Source organism: Pseudomonas sp. GW456-12-1-14-TSB6, from assembly GCF_059424205.1.
In genome coordinates this window covers 57,401-74,534 of record NZ_JBWKZE010000005.1, presented here as the reverse complement: position 1 = coordinate 74,534, position 17,134 = coordinate 57,401, and the positions used below count along the sequence as shown (strand labels likewise).

At 58.5% G+C, this 17,134-nt stretch carries 14 protein-coding genes and 2 tRNA genes; 1 reads left to right on the top strand and 15 read right to left on the bottom strand.

Features of this window, described 5'->3' with window-relative positions:
• Positions 1 to 12: 12 nt before the first annotated feature.
• The 11 genes from infB to rlmE form a co-directional block, all read right to left on the bottom strand.
• On the bottom strand, positions 13 to 2,529 hold the full coding sequence (infB, locus tag AC07Y2_RS06135; RefSeq protein ID WP_064593340.1) for a translation initiation factor IF-2: 2,517 nt from the start codon (positions 2,527 to 2,529) through the stop codon (positions 13 to 15).
• Between the two features lie 27 nt (positions 2,530 to 2,556).
• On the bottom strand, positions 2,557 to 4,038 hold the full coding sequence (nusA, locus tag AC07Y2_RS06130; RefSeq protein WP_003221546.1) for a transcription termination factor NusA: 1,482 nt from the start codon (positions 4,036 to 4,038) through the stop codon (positions 2,557 to 2,559).
• 47 nt (positions 4,039 to 4,085) lie between these two features.
• Entirely contained in the window at positions 4,086 to 4,544 is a 459-nt protein-coding gene (rimP, locus tag AC07Y2_RS06125) for a ribosome maturation factor RimP (protein WP_039769696.1), read from the bottom strand.
• Positions 4,545 to 4,682: 138 nt separating this feature from the next.
• A tRNA-Met gene (locus tag AC07Y2_RS06120) sits at positions 4,683 to 4,759 on the bottom strand.
• Positions 4,760 to 4,856: 97 nt separating this feature from the next.
• A tRNA-Leu gene (locus AC07Y2_RS06115) sits at positions 4,857 to 4,942 on the bottom strand.
• Positions 4,943 to 4,964: 22 nt separating this feature from the next.
• Positions 4,965 to 5,348, bottom strand: coding sequence for a preprotein translocase subunit SecG (secG, locus tag AC07Y2_RS06110; protein WP_011332406.1), 384 nt, complete (start codon positions 5,346 to 5,348; stop codon positions 4,965 to 4,967).
• A 4-nt stretch (positions 5,349 to 5,352) separates the two neighbouring features.
• Positions 5,353 to 6,108: a triose-phosphate isomerase gene (gene tpiA, locus AC07Y2_RS06105; RefSeq protein WP_103385632.1), complete on the bottom strand. Its 756-nt coding sequence runs from the start codon at positions 6,106 to 6,108 to the stop codon at positions 5,353 to 5,355.
• 65 nt (positions 6,109 to 6,173) lie between these two features.
• Positions 6,174 to 7,511, bottom strand: coding sequence for a phosphoglucosamine mutase (gene glmM, locus AC07Y2_RS06100; protein ID WP_039769173.1), 1,338 nt, complete (start codon positions 7,509 to 7,511; stop codon positions 6,174 to 6,176).
• Positions 7,512 to 7,527: 16 nt separating this feature from the next.
• Positions 7,528 to 8,379 carry a dihydropteroate synthase gene (gene folP / locus AC07Y2_RS06095; protein ID WP_103385631.1) on the bottom strand — a complete coding sequence of 284 codons (852 nt, stop codon included), beginning with the start codon at positions 8,377 to 8,379 and terminating at the stop codon, positions 7,528 to 7,530.
• Positions 8,380 to 8,387: 8 nt separating this feature from the next.
• Positions 8,388 to 10,295, bottom strand: coding sequence for an ATP-dependent zinc metalloprotease FtsH (gene ftsH / locus AC07Y2_RS06090; RefSeq protein WP_011332403.1), 1,908 nt, complete (start codon positions 10,293 to 10,295; stop codon positions 8,388 to 8,390).
• A 202-nt stretch (positions 10,296 to 10,497) separates the two neighbouring features.
• On the bottom strand, positions 10,498 to 11,127 hold the full coding sequence (rlmE, locus tag AC07Y2_RS06085; protein ID WP_007953751.1) for a 23S rRNA (uridine(2552)-2'-O)-methyltransferase RlmE: 630 nt from the start codon (positions 11,125 to 11,127) through the stop codon (positions 10,498 to 10,500).
• A gap of 101 nt (positions 11,128 to 11,228) precedes the next feature.
• On the opposite strand from rlmE, the gene AC07Y2_RS06080 reads away from it, so the two are divergent.
• The gene (locus tag AC07Y2_RS06080) at positions 11,229 to 11,537 is read left to right on the top strand and encodes a YhbY family RNA-binding protein (protein WP_007953753.1); all 309 of its coding nucleotides are present in this window, start codon (positions 11,229 to 11,231) and stop codon (positions 11,535 to 11,537) included.
• A 9-nt stretch (positions 11,538 to 11,546) separates the two neighbouring features.
• Here the strand turns inward: AC07Y2_RS06080 and AC07Y2_RS06075 are convergent, their stop codons facing one another.
• The 4 genes from AC07Y2_RS06075 to carA form a co-directional block, all read right to left on the bottom strand.
• Positions 11,547 to 11,951, bottom strand: coding sequence for a hypothetical protein (locus AC07Y2_RS06075; RefSeq protein WP_039769166.1), 405 nt, complete (start codon positions 11,949 to 11,951; stop codon positions 11,547 to 11,549).
• A 28-nt stretch (positions 11,952 to 11,979) separates the two neighbouring features.
• Positions 11,980 to 12,456 (bottom strand): transcription elongation factor GreA, encoded by a 477-nt coding sequence (gene greA / locus AC07Y2_RS06070; protein WP_039769164.1) that lies wholly within the window; start codon positions 12,454 to 12,456, stop codon positions 11,980 to 11,982.
• On the bottom strand, positions 12,453 to 15,674 hold the full coding sequence (gene carB / locus AC07Y2_RS06065) for a carbamoyl-phosphate synthase large subunit (RefSeq protein WP_039769162.1): 3,222 nt from the start codon (positions 15,672 to 15,674) through the stop codon (positions 12,453 to 12,455). Before carB ends, greA begins: the two co-directional genes overlap by 4 nt.
• Positions 15,675 to 15,800: 126 nt before the next feature.
• The gene (gene carA / locus AC07Y2_RS06060) at positions 15,801 to 16,937 is read right to left on the bottom strand and encodes a glutamine-hydrolyzing carbamoyl-phosphate synthase small subunit (RefSeq protein WP_064593337.1); all 1,137 of its coding nucleotides are present in this window, start codon (positions 16,935 to 16,937) and stop codon (positions 15,801 to 15,803) included.
• Positions 16,938 to 17,134 lie beyond the last annotated feature (197 nt).

Here is a 17,134-nt window from a genome sequence, read left to right as displayed (position 1 = left end):
GAAGTGCGCGAGTCAGAGGCTGCGAGCAACCTGAACCTTCTCGAAGACTTCGATCTTGTCGCCGACTTTGACGTCGTTGTAGCTCTTCACGCCGATACCGCATTCCATGCCGGCACGTACTTCGGAAGCGTCATCCTTGAAGCGGCGCAGGGATTCCAGCTCGCCTTCGAAGATCACGATGTCTTCACGCAGTACACGGATCGGACGGTTACGGTGCACAACACCTTCGATCACCATGCAACCAGCGATCGCGCCAAACTTCGGCGAACGGAACACGTCACGGACTTCGGCCACACCGAGGATGTTCTCGCGAACGTCGCTGCCAAGCATACCGGTCAGGGCTTTCTTGACGTCTTCGATGATGTCGTAGATCACGTTGTAGTAACGCATGTCCAGACCTTCCTGCTCGACGATCTTCCGTGCGCCGGCATCGGCACGCACGTTGAAGCCGAACAGTACAGCGTTGGAAGCCAGTGCCAGGTTGGCGTCGGATTCGGTGATACCACCGACACCGCCACCGACCACGCGCACTTGCACTTCGTCGTTGCCCAGGCCGTTCAGAGCGCCCTGCAAGGCTTCCAGCGAACCACGGACGTCGGATTTGAGGACGATGTTGAGCGTCTTCTTCTCTTCCTGGCCCATGCTTTCGAAGATGTTTTCCAGCTTGCCGGCGTGAGCGCGAGCCAGTTTGACTTCGCGGAACTTGCCTTGACGGAACAGAGCCACTTCACGGGCTTTCTTCTCGTCGGCAACCACGCTCATTTCGTCGCCGGCGTCAGGCGTACCGTCCAGGCCGAGGATCTCGACCGGAATGGCCGGACCCGCTTCCTTGATCGGCTTGCCGTTCTCGTCGAGCATGGCGCGCACGCGGCCATAGTTCGAGCCGACCAGCACCATGTCGCCTTGACGCAGCGTACCGTCCTGAACCAGAACGGTCGCCACCGGGCCACGGCCCTTGTCGAGACGCGATTCAACCACGACACCGCGGCCAGGAGCCGAAGGAGTGGCGGTCAGCTCGAGAACTTCAGCCTGCAGCAATACAGCTTCAAGCAGCTCGTCGACGCCGGTACCCATCTTCGCGGAGACCGGAACGAATGGAGTGTCACCACCCCAGTCTTCAGAGGTCACGCCGTGAGCCGACAGTTCGCTGCGGATGCGATCGAGATCAGCACCCGGCTTGTCGATCTTGTTCACCGCAACCACCAGCGGAACGCCAGCAGCAACAGCGTGCTGAACGGCTTCGATGGTTTGTGGCATCACGCCGTCGTCCGCCGCAACCACCAGGATCACGATGTCGGTCGCCTTGGCACCACGGGCACGCATGGCGGTAAACGCGGCGTGACCAGGGGTGTCGAGGAAGGTGACCATGCCGCGTTCGGTTTCAACGTGGTATGCACCGATGTGCTGGGTGATACCGCCGGCTTCGCCAGCAGCTACCTTGGCACGACGGATGTAGTCGAGCAGCGAGGTCTTACCGTGGTCAACGTGACCCATTACGGTCACGACCGGCGCACGAGGAACCGCTTCACCTTCGAACTTCAGGGACTCGGCCAGGGAATCTTCCAGGGCGGTGTCGCTGACCAGGGTCACTTTGTGGCCCAGTTCTTCTGCGACCAGCTGGGCAGTTTCCTGATCCAGTACCTGGTTGATGGTGGCCGGGGTGCCCAGCTTGAACATGAATTTGATGATTTCGGCAGCCTTGACCGACATCTGCTGGGCGAGATCGCCAACAGTGATGGTTTCGCCGATCTTCACTTCACGCACGACAGGGCCGGTCGGGCTCTGGAAACCGTGGGCGTTGCGTTTCTTCAGCTTGGCCTTGCCGCGACCGCCGCGACGGAAGCCATCGCTTTCTTCGTCGGTAGTGCGTGGCGCCACACGTGGAGCCGGAGCCTTTTCCTTGACCGATGCGCGATGCGGAGCGTTTTTGCGCTCGCCATCACCACCGCCACGACGGTTGTTGTCGTCAGCACGTGGTTTGTCCGGACGGCGCTGTTCGTCACGCTTGCGAGTGTCGGCAGCTGGCGCAGCAGCCACAACCGGCGCAGCTTCGCGCACGGGTTCGGCCACTGGCGCAGGGGCAGCGACGGCTTCGGCAGGAGCGGACGGCGCAGCAGGCTGGCGACGCGCTTCTTCTTCGGCGCGAACGCGGGCTTCTTCTTCAGCCTTCTGACGGGCAGCATTTTCTACTGCGCGACGTTCATCCAGTTCACGCTTGCGCTCGGCTTCGATTTCTTCCGGGCTACGCTGTACGAAAACTTTCTTCTTGCGGACTTCAACGCTGATGCTTTTGCTGCCAGCCACACGCAGGGTGCTGGTGGTTTTACGCTGCAGCGTGATCTTGCGTGGTTCTTCCACTTTCGCCTTGTGGCTGCTTTTCAAGTGGGTCAGCAGGGATTGCTTCTCACTGTCAGTCACATTTTCTTCGGCGGCGGTGTGCGGCAGACCTGCCTCACGCATCTGCTGCAACAGGCGCTCTACCGGTGTTTTGACCTCATCGGCCAGTTGTTTCACCGTGACTTGCGTCATGCACTTCTCTCCTCAGGCCGCGCCTAATTACTCGAACCAGTGGGCTCGGGCGGCCATGATCAACTTGCCGGCACGATCATCGTCAATGCCGTCGATGTCGAGCAGATCGTCAATAGACTGCTCGGCCAGGTCTTCGCGGGTAATTACGCCGCGCACCGCCAGTTCCATCGCCAAATCCTTGTCCATACCCTCAAGCGAGAGCAGGTCTTCGGCCGGATGGGCGTCTGCCAGCTTTTCCTCAGTAGCGATGGCTTTGGTCAACAAGCGATCCTTGGCACGAGCGCGAAGCTCGTTGACGATGTCTTCGTCAAAGCCGTCGATGTTGAGCATTTCTTCCAACGGTACGTAGGCAATCTCTTCCAGGCTGGTGAAGCCTTCGTCTACCAGCACCTGAGCCAGTTCTTCGTCGACTTCCAGCTCGTCGATGAAGTTGCGCAGGATGTCGCCGGTTTCCGCTTGTTGCTTAGCCTGGATGTCCGATTCGGTCATCACGTTCAGGGTCCAGCCAGTCAGCTGGCTCGCCAGACGCACGTTCTGACCACCACGACCGATGGCCTGAGCCAGATTGTCTGCGCCAACGGCGATGTCCATGGCATGGGCATCTTCGTCAACGATGATGGCCGCCACTTCTGCCGGCGACATGGCATTGATCACGAACTGTGCCGGGTTGTCGTCCCACAGGACGATATCGACACGCTCGCCACCCAACTCGCCCGACACGGCCTGGACGCGCGAACCGCGCATACCGATGCACGCGCCTTGCGGGTCGATGCGTTTGTCCTTGGAGCGGACAGCGATCTTGGCGCGCGAACCCGGATCACGGGAAGCGGCCATGACTTCGATCAGACCTTCAGCGATTTCCGGCACTTCGATACGGAACAGCTCGATCAGCATTTCCGGCGCGGTACGCGACAGGATCAGCTGAGGGCCGCGGTTCTCGGTGCGGATTTCCTTGAGCAGCGCACGCAGACGCACGCCAACACGGAAGGTTTCGCGAGAGATGATGTCTTCACGGGCCAGCAACGCTTCAGCGTTATTACCCAGGTCGACGATCACGTTGTCGCGGGTCACTTTCTTCACGGTGCCGGAGATGATTTCTCCCAGGCGCTCGCGATAAGCGTCAACCACTTGAGCGCGCTCGGCTTCGCGCACTTTCTGCACGATGACCTGCTTGGCGGTCTGCGCAGCGATGCGGCCGAACTCGATGGACTCGATCTTTTCTTCAACGACGTCGCCAACCTTGGCGCCAGGATGCGTTTCAGCAACCTTGCTAGGCCAGGTTTCGATAGCCGGATCATCGAGATCATTCTCTTCGACGACCGTCCAGCGACGGAAAGTTTCGTAAGAACCGGTGTGGCGATTGATTTCCACACGCAGATCAACTTCGTCTTCAAAACGCTTTTTGGTAGCAGTGGCCAGAGCCAGCTCCAGCGCTTCAAAAATCACGCTTGCCGGTACACCCTTTTCATTGGATACCGACTCAACAACCAGCAGTACTTCTTTGCTCATCGTACGCCTCGCCTTTCGCAAGCCATTGGATCCGCGGGATCCGCGTCTCAGTCAAAACTGGGAATAATGTTGGCCTTGTCGATCATATCGATCGGCAACAGGAACTCATGGTCATCTACCTGCACCACGACGTCCTGCTCTTCTACACCGCGCAGAAGGCCCTGAAAGTTGCGTCGACCTTCAAAAGGCGAGCGCAGCTTGATCTTCACTTGTTCACCGACATATTTGGCAAACTGCTCAAGAGTGAACAGTGGGCGTTCCATGCCTGGCGAGGAAACTTCAAGGGTGTATTCAACGGAGATCGGATCTTCAACATCCAGCACACCGCTGATCTGACGGCTGACGATGGCACAATCGTCCACCAGTACGCCGCCTTCCTTATCGATATAAACGCGCAACATTGAGTGGCGACCTTGAGCCGAAAACTCAATACCCCAGCATTCATAGCCTAGGGCCACGACCACCGGGGCCAGCAAGGCCTGCAACTCTTCTAGCTTGCTCGACACCTGAACCCCCTCGTGCATGTATGTGCATGCTATGCAAAATAAAAAAATGGGCGAAACGCCCATCCTTGAAACGCCGTCGAACAGCGGCGTTGAAAGTGTCCAGCTAACAAAAAGCCCCTTAAAAGGGGCTCCTTAAACTGGTTGCGGGGGCCGGATTTGAACCGACGACCTTCGGGTTATGAGCCCGACGAGCTACCAGACTGCTCCACCCCGCGACAAAGCTGGGGCGGAAGTATACGACCGATCCCTTTTAGGGTCAATGTAACCTTCCACCTGCAAGAAAGCCCGCAACAGCGGGCTCTCCTGACTAATTGGTACCGAGAAGGGGACTCGAACCCCTACACCCTATGGGCACAACCACCTCAAGGTTGCGTGTCTACCAATTCCACCACCTCGGCAATACTACGTTTGAAACCCTTCTTACTTCTGCTCTTGAGCTGGAGGTACGTCAGTCGCTGGAGTAGCCGACTTTTGCTCTTGAAGCACCGGGACATCATCAGAAGCCGGCTGTTGCTTTGGAACTTCCAACACTGCCGGGTTTGGCAAACCTGCTTGAGTCAGCTGATGAGCCTTCTCTTTAGCAAAGTATCCTAACCCCAAGCTGGTTATGAAGAAACCGGCGGCAAGTATAGCAGTAAACTTACTAAGAAAGGTAGAGGAACCTTGGCTTCCGAACACAGTATTTGAAGCACCTGCTCCGAAAGACGCGCCAGCGTCCGCACCTTTACCCTGCTGCAGCAAAACCAGAGCAACTACGCCCAATGCACCCAGCAGATGAAAAACGACTACGACTGTTTCCAGCATTTTTTCAGTTTCCCGCGGCGCGACAAATCGCACCGAACTCATCTGCATTCAGGGAAGCTCCACCAATGAGCCCCCCATCGATATCCGGCATGCCGAACAGTTCGACCGCATTGGCCGCCTTCACGCTGCCGCCGTATAGAAGCCGCACACCTCGTGCCACTTCAGAATTCTCTGCCGCCAACTGCTCGCGAATGGCTTTATGCACATCCTGAGCCTGTTGCGGCGTTGCAGTCAGCCCGGTACCAATCGCCCAGACCGGCTCGTAAGCGATCACTGCGCTGGCAAAAGCACCGACACCCAGCTCCTCGATGATACTGCCCAGCTGACGCCCGACAACCTCAAGAGTCTTTCCGGCTTCGCGCTGCTCCAGGGTCTCCCCTACACACAACACCGGAATCAAGCCACATGCCTGTGCCGCTGCGAACTTGCGATTCAGCATTCCGTCTCGCTCACCCATGATCTGGCGGCGTTCGGAGTGCCCGACAAGCACCAGGGAACAACCTGCATCCACCAACTGACTCGGCGCAATCTCGCCCGTCAATGCACCTTGCATGGACTCCACCGCAGAATTCTGCGCACCGACCGAAATCGATTTGCCTTTCAAGCCATCAATCACTTGATTGATATACAAGCAAGGCGGGAATACCGCGACATCAACACCGCTTGGCAAGGCCAGATGACGAAGGCCGTTGATCAGCTCAGCGACGCTGGCGCGGGTACCGTGCATCTTCCAGTTACCAGCTACCATAGGGCGACGCATGCTGTACCTCGTCGGTCAAAGTGGGCGCAGATGTTACCCAACACAATCATGGCTGGCAAGCCGAATCAGGCAGAAACTTCAGTTACCAGTTTTGCCAGTTCTTCGGCATAGCCACGAACCTGGATTTCGTCCTCGCCTTCGACCATCACACGCACCAGAGGCTCTGTCCCGGACTTGCGCAAAAGCACACGCCCGCGCCCCGCCATAGCCTGGGTTACGCGTGCGCTCGCCTCCTTGACAGCCGGGTGCTCCAGCGGGCTGTCGCCACCGCCGAAGCGCACGTTGATCAGCACTTGAGGACACTTACGCAGGGCCTGACGAGTTTGCGCCAGACCTTCGTTGCGTGTTTTCAATGCCATCAGCACCTGCAACGCCGCAATGATCGCATCGCCAGTCGTCGTGTGGTTGAAGCAAACGACATGTCCGGAGTTCTCGCCTCCGACCAGCCAATCGCGCTCCAGCAATTCAGCAATCACATAGCGGTCGCCGACATTTGCACGCACAAAAGGAATACCCAGATCCGCCAGAGCCAACTCCAGGCCCAGATTGCTCATCAGCGTACCGACCACACCGCCCTGCAATTTGCCTCGCTCATGCAGATCGCGCGCGATGATGAAAATCAGCTCGTCACCATCGACTATCGCCCCGGTGTGGTCGACCATCAGTACCCGATCACCATCACCATCGAAGGCGATACCCAGATCCGCATGCTCGGACAACACCGCCGCCTGCAATTGCCCCATGTGCGTGGAGCCACAGTTGTCGTTGATATTCAGACCATTGGGCTGCGCGGACAGAACCACAACTTCGGCACCCAGCTCACGGAATACGCTCGGCGCGACCTTGTAGGTAGCTCCGTGCGCGCAGTCGATGACAATCTTCAGTCCGGAAAAACTGGTGCCGGTCGGCACAGAGCTCTTGCAAAACTCGATATAGCGACCGGACGCATCATTGATTCGCGACACCTTGCCAATCTTGCTCGACTCTACAACAGTCATTGGCGTATCTAGCAATTCCTCGATCATCAGTTCCAGCTCATCGGGCAGCTTGGTGCCTTTGCCGGAGAAAAACTTGATACCGTTATCGTCATGCGGATTGTGCGATGCACTGATCACGATTCCGGCCTCGGCCTGGAATGTACGCGACAGGTAGGCAATGGCCGGAGTCGGCATCGGACCGAGCAGCATCACATCGGCGCCTGCGGATGTCAGACCAGCCTCAAGTGCCGATTCGAACATGTAGCCGGAAATCCGCGTGTCCTTGCCGACCAGAACCTTGCAGGCACCCATCTTGCGAAAGGCCATACCGGCAGCCCAGCCGAGCTTGAGCATGAAGTCCGGAGTGATCGGGTATTCCCCGACGCGACCACGAATCCCGTCGGTACCAAAATATTTCTTGCTCATAAGTGCTCCATCATTCTTATTCGGCTGATTCCACGGCTGCGAGCATTCGCACCACATCCACCGTTTCCGCCACATCATGGACGCGCAATATACACGCGCCTTTCACCGATGCCAGTGCAGCCAGTGCCAAACCGCCATACAGACGCTCACCCACAGGGCGATTCAATGCATGGCCGATCATGCTTTTGCGCGAAACGCCCACCAATAGCGGCCGCCCCAACGCATGCAGGGCTTCCATATGCTTGAACAAGCTTAGATTGTGCTGCAGGGTTTTGGCGAAGCCGAAGCCCGGATCAAGAATGATCCGCTCGGCCGGAATGCCTGCCTCCTCGCACTGGGCCATGCGTTCGGCAAGAAATTCGCCCACTTCCCGGGTGACATCCTGATAACGCGGATCATCCTGCATATCGCCAGGCTCGCCGAGCATATGCATCAGGCACACGGGCAATCCCGTGGCCGCCGCCGCATCAAGCGCGCCATCCCGCCGTAGCGAACGAACGTCGTTGATCAAGCCAGCACCCAAACGCGCCGTTTCGCGCATGACCGCCGGAGTGGACGTATCGACCGATATGACCACATCCAGTTCGCGATTTATAAGCTCGACGACGGGAGCTACGCGCTCCAGCTCCTCCAACGGAGAAACCGCCCGCGCGCCCGGGCGGGTCGACTCGCCGCCCACATCGATCAGCGTTGCACCCGCCGCAACCATGGCTTCGGCATGACGCAAGGCCGCGTCGAGCTGGCTGTATCGGCCACCGTCGGAAAAAGAATCAGGAGTGACATTGAGAATGCCCATGACATGCGTCCGGGCCAAATCAAGAACCCGGTTGCCGCAAGGCAACCGGGTCAGGGACTGTACAGAAGTCATTTCAAACCTTAAACGTCGGCAGCCGGACCGCCAATCGGTGTTTCCGGACGCTCGCCCTGAATGACAGGTGGCGTGCCAGTACCGGTGCCACCCGACCAATCGCGAGGCTCGCGAGGTGTACGACCGGCCATGATGTCGTCGATCTGCTCGGCATCGATCGTCTCGTACTTCATCAGCGCATCCGCCATGGCATCGAGCTTGTCGCGGTTGTCCGTGAGGATCTGCTTGGCCGTGCCGTAGCACTGATCAATGATGCTGCGCACTTCGGAGTCGATCAGCTTGGCTGTCTCACCGGAGAAGCTGGCATTCTGACCGCCACCGCCGCGACCGAGGAATACTTCACCCTCTTCTTCTGCGTACATCAACGGACCGAGTTTTTCCGACAGCCCCCACTTGGTCACCATATTCCGCGCAATCTGACTCGCACGCATGATGTCGTTGGAGGCACCCGTGGTTACACCGTCAAAGCCCAAAGTCATCTCTTCGGCAATACGGCCGCCGTACAGCGAGCAGATCTGACTGATCAGCGCACGCTTGGACAGGCTGTAGCGATCTTCTTCCGGCAGGAACATGGTCACACCGAGTGCACGACCGCGCGGAATGATCGACACCTTGTAGACCGGATCATGCTCGGGCACGACACGACCAACAATGGCGTGGCCTGCTTCGTGATAAGCGGTGTTCTGTTTTTCCTTCTCCGACATGACCATGGATTTGCGCTCGGCGCCCATCATGATCTTGTCTTTGGCCAGTTCGAATTCTTTCATTTCGACGATGCGCTTGCCGGCACGGGCAGCAAACAGCGAAGCCTCGTTGACCAGATTTGCCAGGTCGGCGCCGGAGAAACCCGGAGTACCACGTGCGATAACAGCCGGAGCAACATCATCACCCATCGGCACTTTACGCATGTGAACCTTGAGGATCTGCTCGCGACCACGGATGTCCGGCAAGCCGACCACCACCTGACGGTCGAAACGACCCGGACGCAGCAAAGCAGGGTCCAGCACGTCAGGACGGTTGGTCGCGGCGATGACGATGATGCCGTCATTCATTTCGAAACCGTCCATCTCCACCAGCAACTGGTTGAGAGTTTGTTCGCGCTCGTCGTGACCGCCGCCCATACCGGCACCACGATGGCGACCAACGGCGTCAATCTCGTCGATGAAGATGATGCATGGAGCGTGTTTCTTGGCCTGTTCGAACATGTCACGAACGCGGCTGGCACCTACACCGACGAACATTTCGACAAAGTCGGAACCGGAAATGGTGAAGAACGGGACCTTGGCTTCGCCGGCAATCGCCTTGGCCAGCAAGGTCTTACCGGTGCCCGGAGGACCAACCATCAGCACGCCGCGAGGAATGCGGCCGCCCAGGCGCTGGAACTTGCCCGGATCACGGAGGAATTCGACCAGCTCGCCAACCTCTTCCTTGGCTTCGTCGCAACCGGCAACGTCAGCCAAAGTGGTTTTCACCTGATCCTCGGACAGCAGACGCGCCTTGCTCTTGCCGAAGCTCATCGGCCCGCCCTTGCCGCCCGCGCCGCCCTGCATCTGGCGCATGAAGAACATGAACACCGCGATGATCACCAGGATCGGGAAGCTGGCCACCAGAAGCTGGGTCCAGATACTTTGCTGCTCAGGCTGCTTGCCTTCGACCACGACGTGGTTGTCGACCAGGTCGCCGATCAGGCCATTGTCCTGAATTGCCGGACGAATGGTCTTGAAGCTGTCGCCGTCGTTGCGCTTGCCGGTAATCACGTAGCCGTCGACGGCCACGCGCTCGACCTTGCCATCCTTGACCTGCTGGATGAAGTCGGAATAGTTGAGGGTCTGCGGCTCGTTAGGGCTGGAGAAGTTGTTCATCACCGTCACCAGGACTGCCGCGATGATCAACCACAGGATCAGATTCTTTGCCATATCGTTCAATTAACTACCCTCTGAAGCAAGCTCCGCTACTGGCGCGCGCTTCGCATGATATTCACCGGCCTAACTTACTACATTACCTACAGCTCTGGCAGGCGCCGTCTGTAACCCTTTGTGAAACACTTTCTACACAATATTCGCTTATGCGCGCGGGGCGAAATACGAAAAACCTATCACCCCGCCAAAAAACCTCGTTTTACTCGCTACGACCGCGGTAGCCCCAAGCCAGCATGTACTGCTCGCGAGAGCTGCCACGAGAGGAGTCCGGCTTGATCATCTGGATCTTGTCGAACTTCTTGCGAGCATCCTTCAGGTAAACATCGAACCCTTCGCCCTGAAAAATCTTGATCACGAAATTGCCACCCGGCTTGAGGATCCGTTCCGCCAGATCAAGCGCCAGCTCGCAAAGAAACATGGCTTTTGGCATATCCACTTCAGGCGTACCACTCATATTGGGGGCCATATCGGAAATCACAAGGTCCACCTGCGAATTACCCACAGCCTCAAGGATCTGAGCGAGCACTGCATCCTCGGTGAAGTCACCCTGGATGAAAGTCACGTCCGGAATGCTGTCCATTTCCAGGATGTCCGAGGCGATCAGTCGCCCCTGACCACCGATCAGGCGGCTGGTGACCTGCGACCAGCCGCCAGGCGCCGCGCCGAGGTCGACGACGTTCATGCCCGGACGGATCAGTTTGTATTTCTCCTGGATCTCCAGAAGCTTGTAACTCGCACGCGAGCGGTAGCCATCCTTCTGCGCTTGCTTCACATAGGGATCATTGACATGTCTTTTCAGCCAACCAAGGCTTGTCTTGGAACGCGCCATTGGGCACCTCGTTGATTAGGGTCGTGATTAATTGGGCGGATCCACGAGCCCTCGGGTAAAATGGCCGCCATTTTACAGAATCCAGACGAAAGGGTCAGATTATGCCGCTCACTCCAGAGCAGAAGAAACAGTACAAATCCATTGGCCACCACCTGAAACCAGTTCTGACTGTGGCTGACAACGGTTTGACTGAGGGTGTTTTAGCCGAACTCGAACGCGCATTGGCAGATCACGAGCTGATCAAGATCAAGCTCAACATCCTCGATCGCGAGGCGCGCCTGGCGTCCGTTGCAGAGCTGTGCAAGACCGGCAAGGCCGATCTGGTTCAAGTCATCGGCAAGATGGCACTGATTTACCGCAAGAACTTCAGCGTCAACAAGCAGCTGTCGAACGTCCATCGCTTCAAGTGATGGCAAGGGTCAAGGGTGTGCTTCGCGCACCCTGCCACTCCATCCCGGCACCGGCTGCAATACCAGCACCAATCCGGAAAAACCCAATACTAGAAAGCTGAACACCTGCCAGCGCTGCGCATCTGGCCAGCCGACACGCACTGCGACAAACATCGCACACGCATACAACGCCATCAGCAACACCTGCCCGCGAAAATCCCGCCATAGACTGGCAAGGCCCTCGGTCTGTATCAGCACCAAAGCCTGAAATATCACGCACGCGACGGCAAAACCCACCACCGCCACTTCAAACGTACTTGCAACCTCATCGATCAGCAGCGGCGCCAGGCCGATTTGACCCAGCACCGGCCGCAGACCGAGATGTACCAGCCACAGGCCACCGACCCACAACATCTGGGCCAGTTGCCAGAGCATCGCGCCCGCATGCAGCGGGCGCCCACCCTCAGATGTGAAGGACTTTGACAATCTCGTACTCGATATCGCCACCTGGCGTTTTCACGACGACCGTATCGCCCTCTTCCTTGGCAATCAAGGCGCGAGCGATCGGCGAGCCGACCGAAATCTTGCCGAGTTTGATGTCCGCCTCATCCTCACCCACGATCTGGTAAGTCACGCTTTCATCAGTCTCGACGTTGGCGATTTCGACGGTAGTGCCGAAAATCACTTTGCCGGTGTGCGGAATGGTCGTCACGTCAATGATCACCGCGTTCTGCAGGCGACCTTCGATGTCACGGATCCGCGCCTCGACCATGCCTTGCTGTTCGCGCGCAGCATGGTATTCAGCGTTTTCTTTCAAATCACCCAACTCGCGGGCCGTACCGATGTCCTGGCTGAGCTTCGGACGAACGACCTTGGTCAGGTGAGCATGCTCTTCTTCCAGGGCCTTGGAGCCCTGGACGGTCATTGGGTATTTATTCATGCCTTCAATCCTGCGTGTAGATCCTGCAAGCGGCGTACGGTCTTCTCGGGACCGAACTTCAGCGCTTCGCAGATAGCTTCGCCAGCAGCAATGGTGGTGGTGCAGTAAATCTTGTGCTGCAAGGCGTTACGGCGAATGGAATAGGAATCGGCGATCGACTGGCGACCTTCGGTGGTGTTGATGATCAGAGTGACTTCGTCATTCTTGATCATGTCGACCACGTGTGGACGACCCTCGGTCACCTTGTTCACGCGACGCACTTTCAGGCCTGCGGCTTCGATCAGCTTGGCAGTGCCGGCGGTGGCGACGACTTCGAAGCCCAAGTTGATCAGATCACGGGCCACGCCTGCAACCAGTGGCTTGTCATCATCGCGGACGCTGATGAACGCGGTACCACCGGTCGGCAGCACTTCGCTGGCGCCCATTTGAGCTTTGGCGAAGGCTTCGCCGAAGGTGTCGCCGACGCCCATCACTTCACCGGTGGACTTCATCTCAGGGCCGAGGATCGGGTCAACGCCAGGGAATTTGGCGAAAGGGAACACCGCCTCTTTCACGCTGTAGAAGTTCGGAATGATTTCCTTGGTGAAGCCGATTTCCTTCAGGGTTTTACCGGCCATCACACGAGCCGCGACCATTGCCAGGGAAATACCGATGCACTTGGACACGAAAGGCACGGTACGGGAAGCACGCGGGTTGACTTCGATGACGTAGATGTCTTCGCCTTGCAGCGCCAACTGAACGTTCATCAGGCCGACCACGCCCAGTTCCAGGGCCATTTTCTTGACCTGTTCGCGCATCTCGTCCTGGATGTGCGCCGGCAGCGAGTACGGCGGCAGCGAGCACGCGGAGTCACCGGAGTGAACGCCCGCCTGTTCGATGTGCTGCATGATCGCGCCGATCACCACGTCCTTGCCGTCGCAGACCGCATCCACGTCCATCTCGATGGCGCAGTTGAGGAAGTGGTCGAGCAGCACCGGGCTGTCGTTCGACACTTGAACCGCGTCACGCAGGTAACGCTTGAGTTCTTCTTCCTTGTAGACGATTTCCATCGCCCGGCCGCCCAGTACGTAGGACGGACGCACCACCAGCGGGTAACCGATCTTCGCGGCAGCACGAACGGCTTCGTCTTCGCTGCGCACGGTGGCATTTGGCGGCTGACGCAGGTTCAGGCGCTCAACCATTTGCTGGAAGCGCTCACGGTCTTCGGCACGGTCGATGGCGTCAGGGCTGGTGCCGATGATCGGCACGCCGGCCGCTTCCAGAGCACGAGCCAGCTTCAGAGGCGTCTGGCCGCCGTACTGGACAATCACGCCTTTCGGCTTCTCGACGCGGCAGATTTCCAGCACGTCTTCCAGGGTCACTGGTTCGAAGTACAGACGATCGGAAGTGTCGTAGTCAGTGGAAACGGTTTCGGGGTTGCAGTTGACCATGATGGTCTCGTAACCGTCATCGCGCAGCGCCAGTGCCGCGTGTACGCAGCAGTAGTCGAACTCGATGCCCTGACCGATACGGTTCGGGCCACCGCCGAGGATGATGATCTTGTCACGACCGGACGGCGCGGCTTCGCACTCTTCCTCGTAGGTCGAGTACAGGTAGGCGGTGTCGGTGGCGAACTCGGCCGCGCAGGTGTCGACGCGCTTGTAAACCGGGAACACTTCCAGCTTGTGGCGGTGAGTACGCAGGTTCTTCTCGGTGACGCCCAGCAGCTTGGCCAGACGCTGGTCGGAGAAACCCTTGCGCTTGAGCTTGTACATCAGATCGCGGTCGATAGCGGACAGACCGAGGGTCTTGACCTTCTCTTCGTCCTTGATCAGATCTTCGATCTGCACCAGGAACCACGGATCGATCATGTTCATGCCGAAGATTTCTTCGACGGTCATGCCGGCGCGGAAAGCGTCCGCCACGTACCAGATACGCTCGGCGCCCGGCACGGTCAGTTCGCGCTTGAGCACGCTCATGCTTTCCGGGTTGCTCAGGTCGACTTTCTCGTCCAGACCGCAAACACCCACTTCCAGACCGCGCAGGGCTTTCTGCAGGGATTCCTGGAAGGTACGGCCGATGGCCATGACTTCACCGACCGACTTCATCTGAGTGGTCAGGCGCGCGTCAGCGTTGGCGAACTTCTCGAACGCGAAGCGCGGCAGCTTGGTCACGACATAGTCGATGGACGGCTCGAAGGACGCCGGGGTACGGCCGCCGGTGATGTCGTTCTGCAGTTCGTCGAGGGTGTAACCGACGGCCAGCTTGGCCGCGATCTTGGCGATCGGGAAACCGGTGGCTTTCGAGGCCAGAGCCGACGAGCGGGATACACGCGGGTTCATCTCGATCACGACCATGCGGCCGGTGTCCGGGCAGATACCGAACTGAACGTTGGAACCACCGGTCTCGACGCCGATCTCACGCAGTACCGCCAGCGAGGCGTTACGCAGGATCTGGTATTCCTTGTCGGTCAGGGTCTGAGCCGGGGCAACAGTGATCGAGTCACCGGTGTGCACGCCCATCGGGTCGAAGTTTTCGATCGAGCAGACGATGATGCAGTTGTCCTTTTTGTCGCGGACAACTTCCATTTCATATTCTTTCCAGCCGATCAGCGATTCGTCGATCAGCAGTTCCTTGGTTGGCGACAGGTCCAGACCACGGGCGCAGATTTCTTCGAACTCTTCACGGTTGTAAGCGATACCGCCACCGGTGCCGCCCATGGTGAAGGACGGACGGATGATGCACGGGAAGCCCAGGCGCTCGAGCACCGCGTTGGCTTCTTCCATGCTGTGGGCGATACCGGAACGCGGGCATTCCAGGCCGATGGCCTTCATCGCCTTGTCGAAACGCGAACGGTCTTCAGCCTTGTCGATGGTGTCGGCGTTGGCACCGATCATCTCTACGCCGAACTTCTCCAGAACGCCTTCGCGCTCCAGATCCAGGGCGCAATTCAGTGCAGTCTGGCCGCCCATGGTTGGCAGCACGGCATCCGGACGCTCTTTTTCGATGATCTTGGCAACGGTCTGCCACTTGATCGGCTCGATGTAGGTGGCGTCGGCCATGTCCGGGTCGGTCATGATGGTGGCCGGGTTGGAGTTCACCAGGATGACGCGGTAACCCTCTTCGCGCAGGGCTTTGCAAGCCTGGGCGCCGGAGTAGTCGAATTCGCAGGCCTGGCCGATAACGATCGGGCCAGCGCCGAGAATCAGGATGCTTTTAATGTCTGTACGTTTTGGCATGGGTTTGTCACTCAAATCCGCAGGTCAGTCGGCAAGCCGTCTTGATCGATTTCTGAAGTCCCGAGGGGGCCGCCGGTTCCGGGGCCGCCCTCGAGGGGCTTCTCGCTACAGTCTCAAGGCGAGCGCTTAGCGTCGCTTGGCCATCTCGTTGATGAAGCGGTCAAACAGAGGGGCAACATCGTTCGGGCCCGGGCTCGCTTCAGGGTGACCCTGGAAGCTGAACGCGCTCTTGTCGGTACGCTCGATGCCTTGCAGGGTGCCGTCGAACAGCGATTTATGGATCGCGCGGACGTTGGCTGGCAGGGTCGCTTCGTCAACCGCAAAACCGTGGTTCTGGCTGGTGATCATCACGACGCCAGTGTCCAGATCCTGAACCGGGTGGTTGGCACCGTGGTGGCCGTGGCCCATTTTCAGGGTCTTGGCGCCGGAGGCCAGAGCCAGCAGCTGGTGACCGAGGCAGATGCCGAAGACCGGAATTTCGGTTTCCAGCACTTCCTTGATGGCCTTGATTGCGTAGTCGCAAGGCTCCGGGTCACCAGGGCCGTTGGACAGGAACACGCCGTCCGGCTTCAGAGCCAGCACGTCGGCAGCCGGGGTTTGCGCCGGAACCACGGTCACGCGGCAACCGCGCTCGACCAGCATGCGCAGGATGTTGACCTTGACGCCGTAGTCGTAGGCAACCACGTGGTATGGCAGCTCGGAGGCTTCGATGGTCGCGTGGCTGTCGGTTTTCAGATCCCAGACAGTGGAGCGCCATTCGTATTGGGTCTTGGTGCTGACGACTTTCGCCAGATCCATGCCCTTCAGGCCCGGGAAGCCTTGCGCAGCGGCGATGGCCGCCTCTTCGGAGATGTTGTCGCCGGCCATGATGCAGCCGTTCTGTGCGCCTTTTTCACGCAGGATGCGGGTCAGGCGGCGGGTGTCGATACCGGCGATCGCCACAACATTGTTGGCTTTCAGGTAATCGGACAGGGACATCGTGTTACGCCAGTTGCTCGCTACCAGCGGCAGGTCACGGATGACCAGGCCAGCGGACCAGACGCGATCGGACTCGGCGTCTTCCGGCGTGGTGCCGGTGTTGCCGATGTGCGGGTAAGTCAGGGTAACGATCTGTTGGGCGTAGGAAGGATCGGTAAGGATTTCCTGATAGCCGGTCATTGCGGTGTTGAACACCACCTCACCAACGGTCTGACCGTCGGCTCCAATGGCTTCGCCGCGAAAAATGCTGCCATCAGCAAGGGCGAGTATGGCTGGCTTAGTCAAGAAGACCTCCCGTAAATAACGCATGAAAGGGCAATCGCAGGTTGTAAAAAAGCGGAGTGACGTATGGACACGTCACCCCGCTTCTTCACTGAATTATTCTGCGCGCTTTTAGTGGACACACTAAAGCTGTAGCTTACAGAAAAAGGGATTTTTGGTCTACCGCCAATGAGCCTGAAAGGCCGGAGAATGCGACAGGG

Bases quoted from the DNA above. Each gene is read 5' to 3' on its own strand.
- infB (WP_064593340.1), bottom strand. From the start codon at position 2,529: ATGACGCAAGTCACGGTGAAACAACTGGCCGATGAGGTCAAAACACCG.
- nusA (WP_003221546.1), bottom strand. From the start codon at position 4,038: ATGAGCAAAGAAGTACTGCTGGTTGTTGAGTCGGTATCCAATGAAAAG.
- secG (WP_011332406.1), bottom strand. From the start codon at position 5,348: ATGCTGGAAACAGTCGTAGTCGTTTTTCATCTGCTGGGTGCATTGGGC.
- tpiA (WP_103385632.1), bottom strand. From the start codon at position 6,108: ATGCGTCGCCCTATGGTAGCTGGTAACTGGAAGATGCACGGTACCCGC.
- glmM (WP_039769173.1), bottom strand. From the start codon at position 7,511: ATGAGCAAGAAATATTTTGGTACCGACGGGATTCGTGGTCGCGTCGGG.
- folP (WP_103385631.1), bottom strand. From the start codon at position 8,379: ATGACTTCTGTACAGTCCCTGACCCGGTTGCCTTGCGGCAACCGGGTT.
- ftsH (WP_011332403.1), bottom strand. From the start codon at position 10,295: ATGGCAAAGAATCTGATCCTGTGGTTGATCATCGCGGCAGTCCTGGTG.
- rlmE (WP_007953751.1), bottom strand. From the start codon at position 11,127: ATGGCGCGTTCCAAGACAAGCCTTGGTTGGCTGAAAAGACATGTCAAT.
- AC07Y2_RS06080 (WP_007953753.1), top strand. From the start codon at position 11,229: ATGCCGCTCACTCCAGAGCAGAAGAAACAGTACAAATCCATTGGCCAC.
- AC07Y2_RS06075 (WP_039769166.1), bottom strand. From the start codon at position 11,951: ATGCTCTGGCAACTGGCCCAGATGTTGTGGGTCGGTGGCCTGTGGCTG.
- greA (WP_039769164.1), bottom strand. From the start codon at position 12,456: ATGAATAAATACCCAATGACCGTCCAGGGCTCCAAGGCCCTGGAAGAA.
- carB (WP_039769162.1), bottom strand. From the start codon at position 15,674: ATGCCAAAACGTACAGACATTAAAAGCATCCTGATTCTCGGCGCTGGC.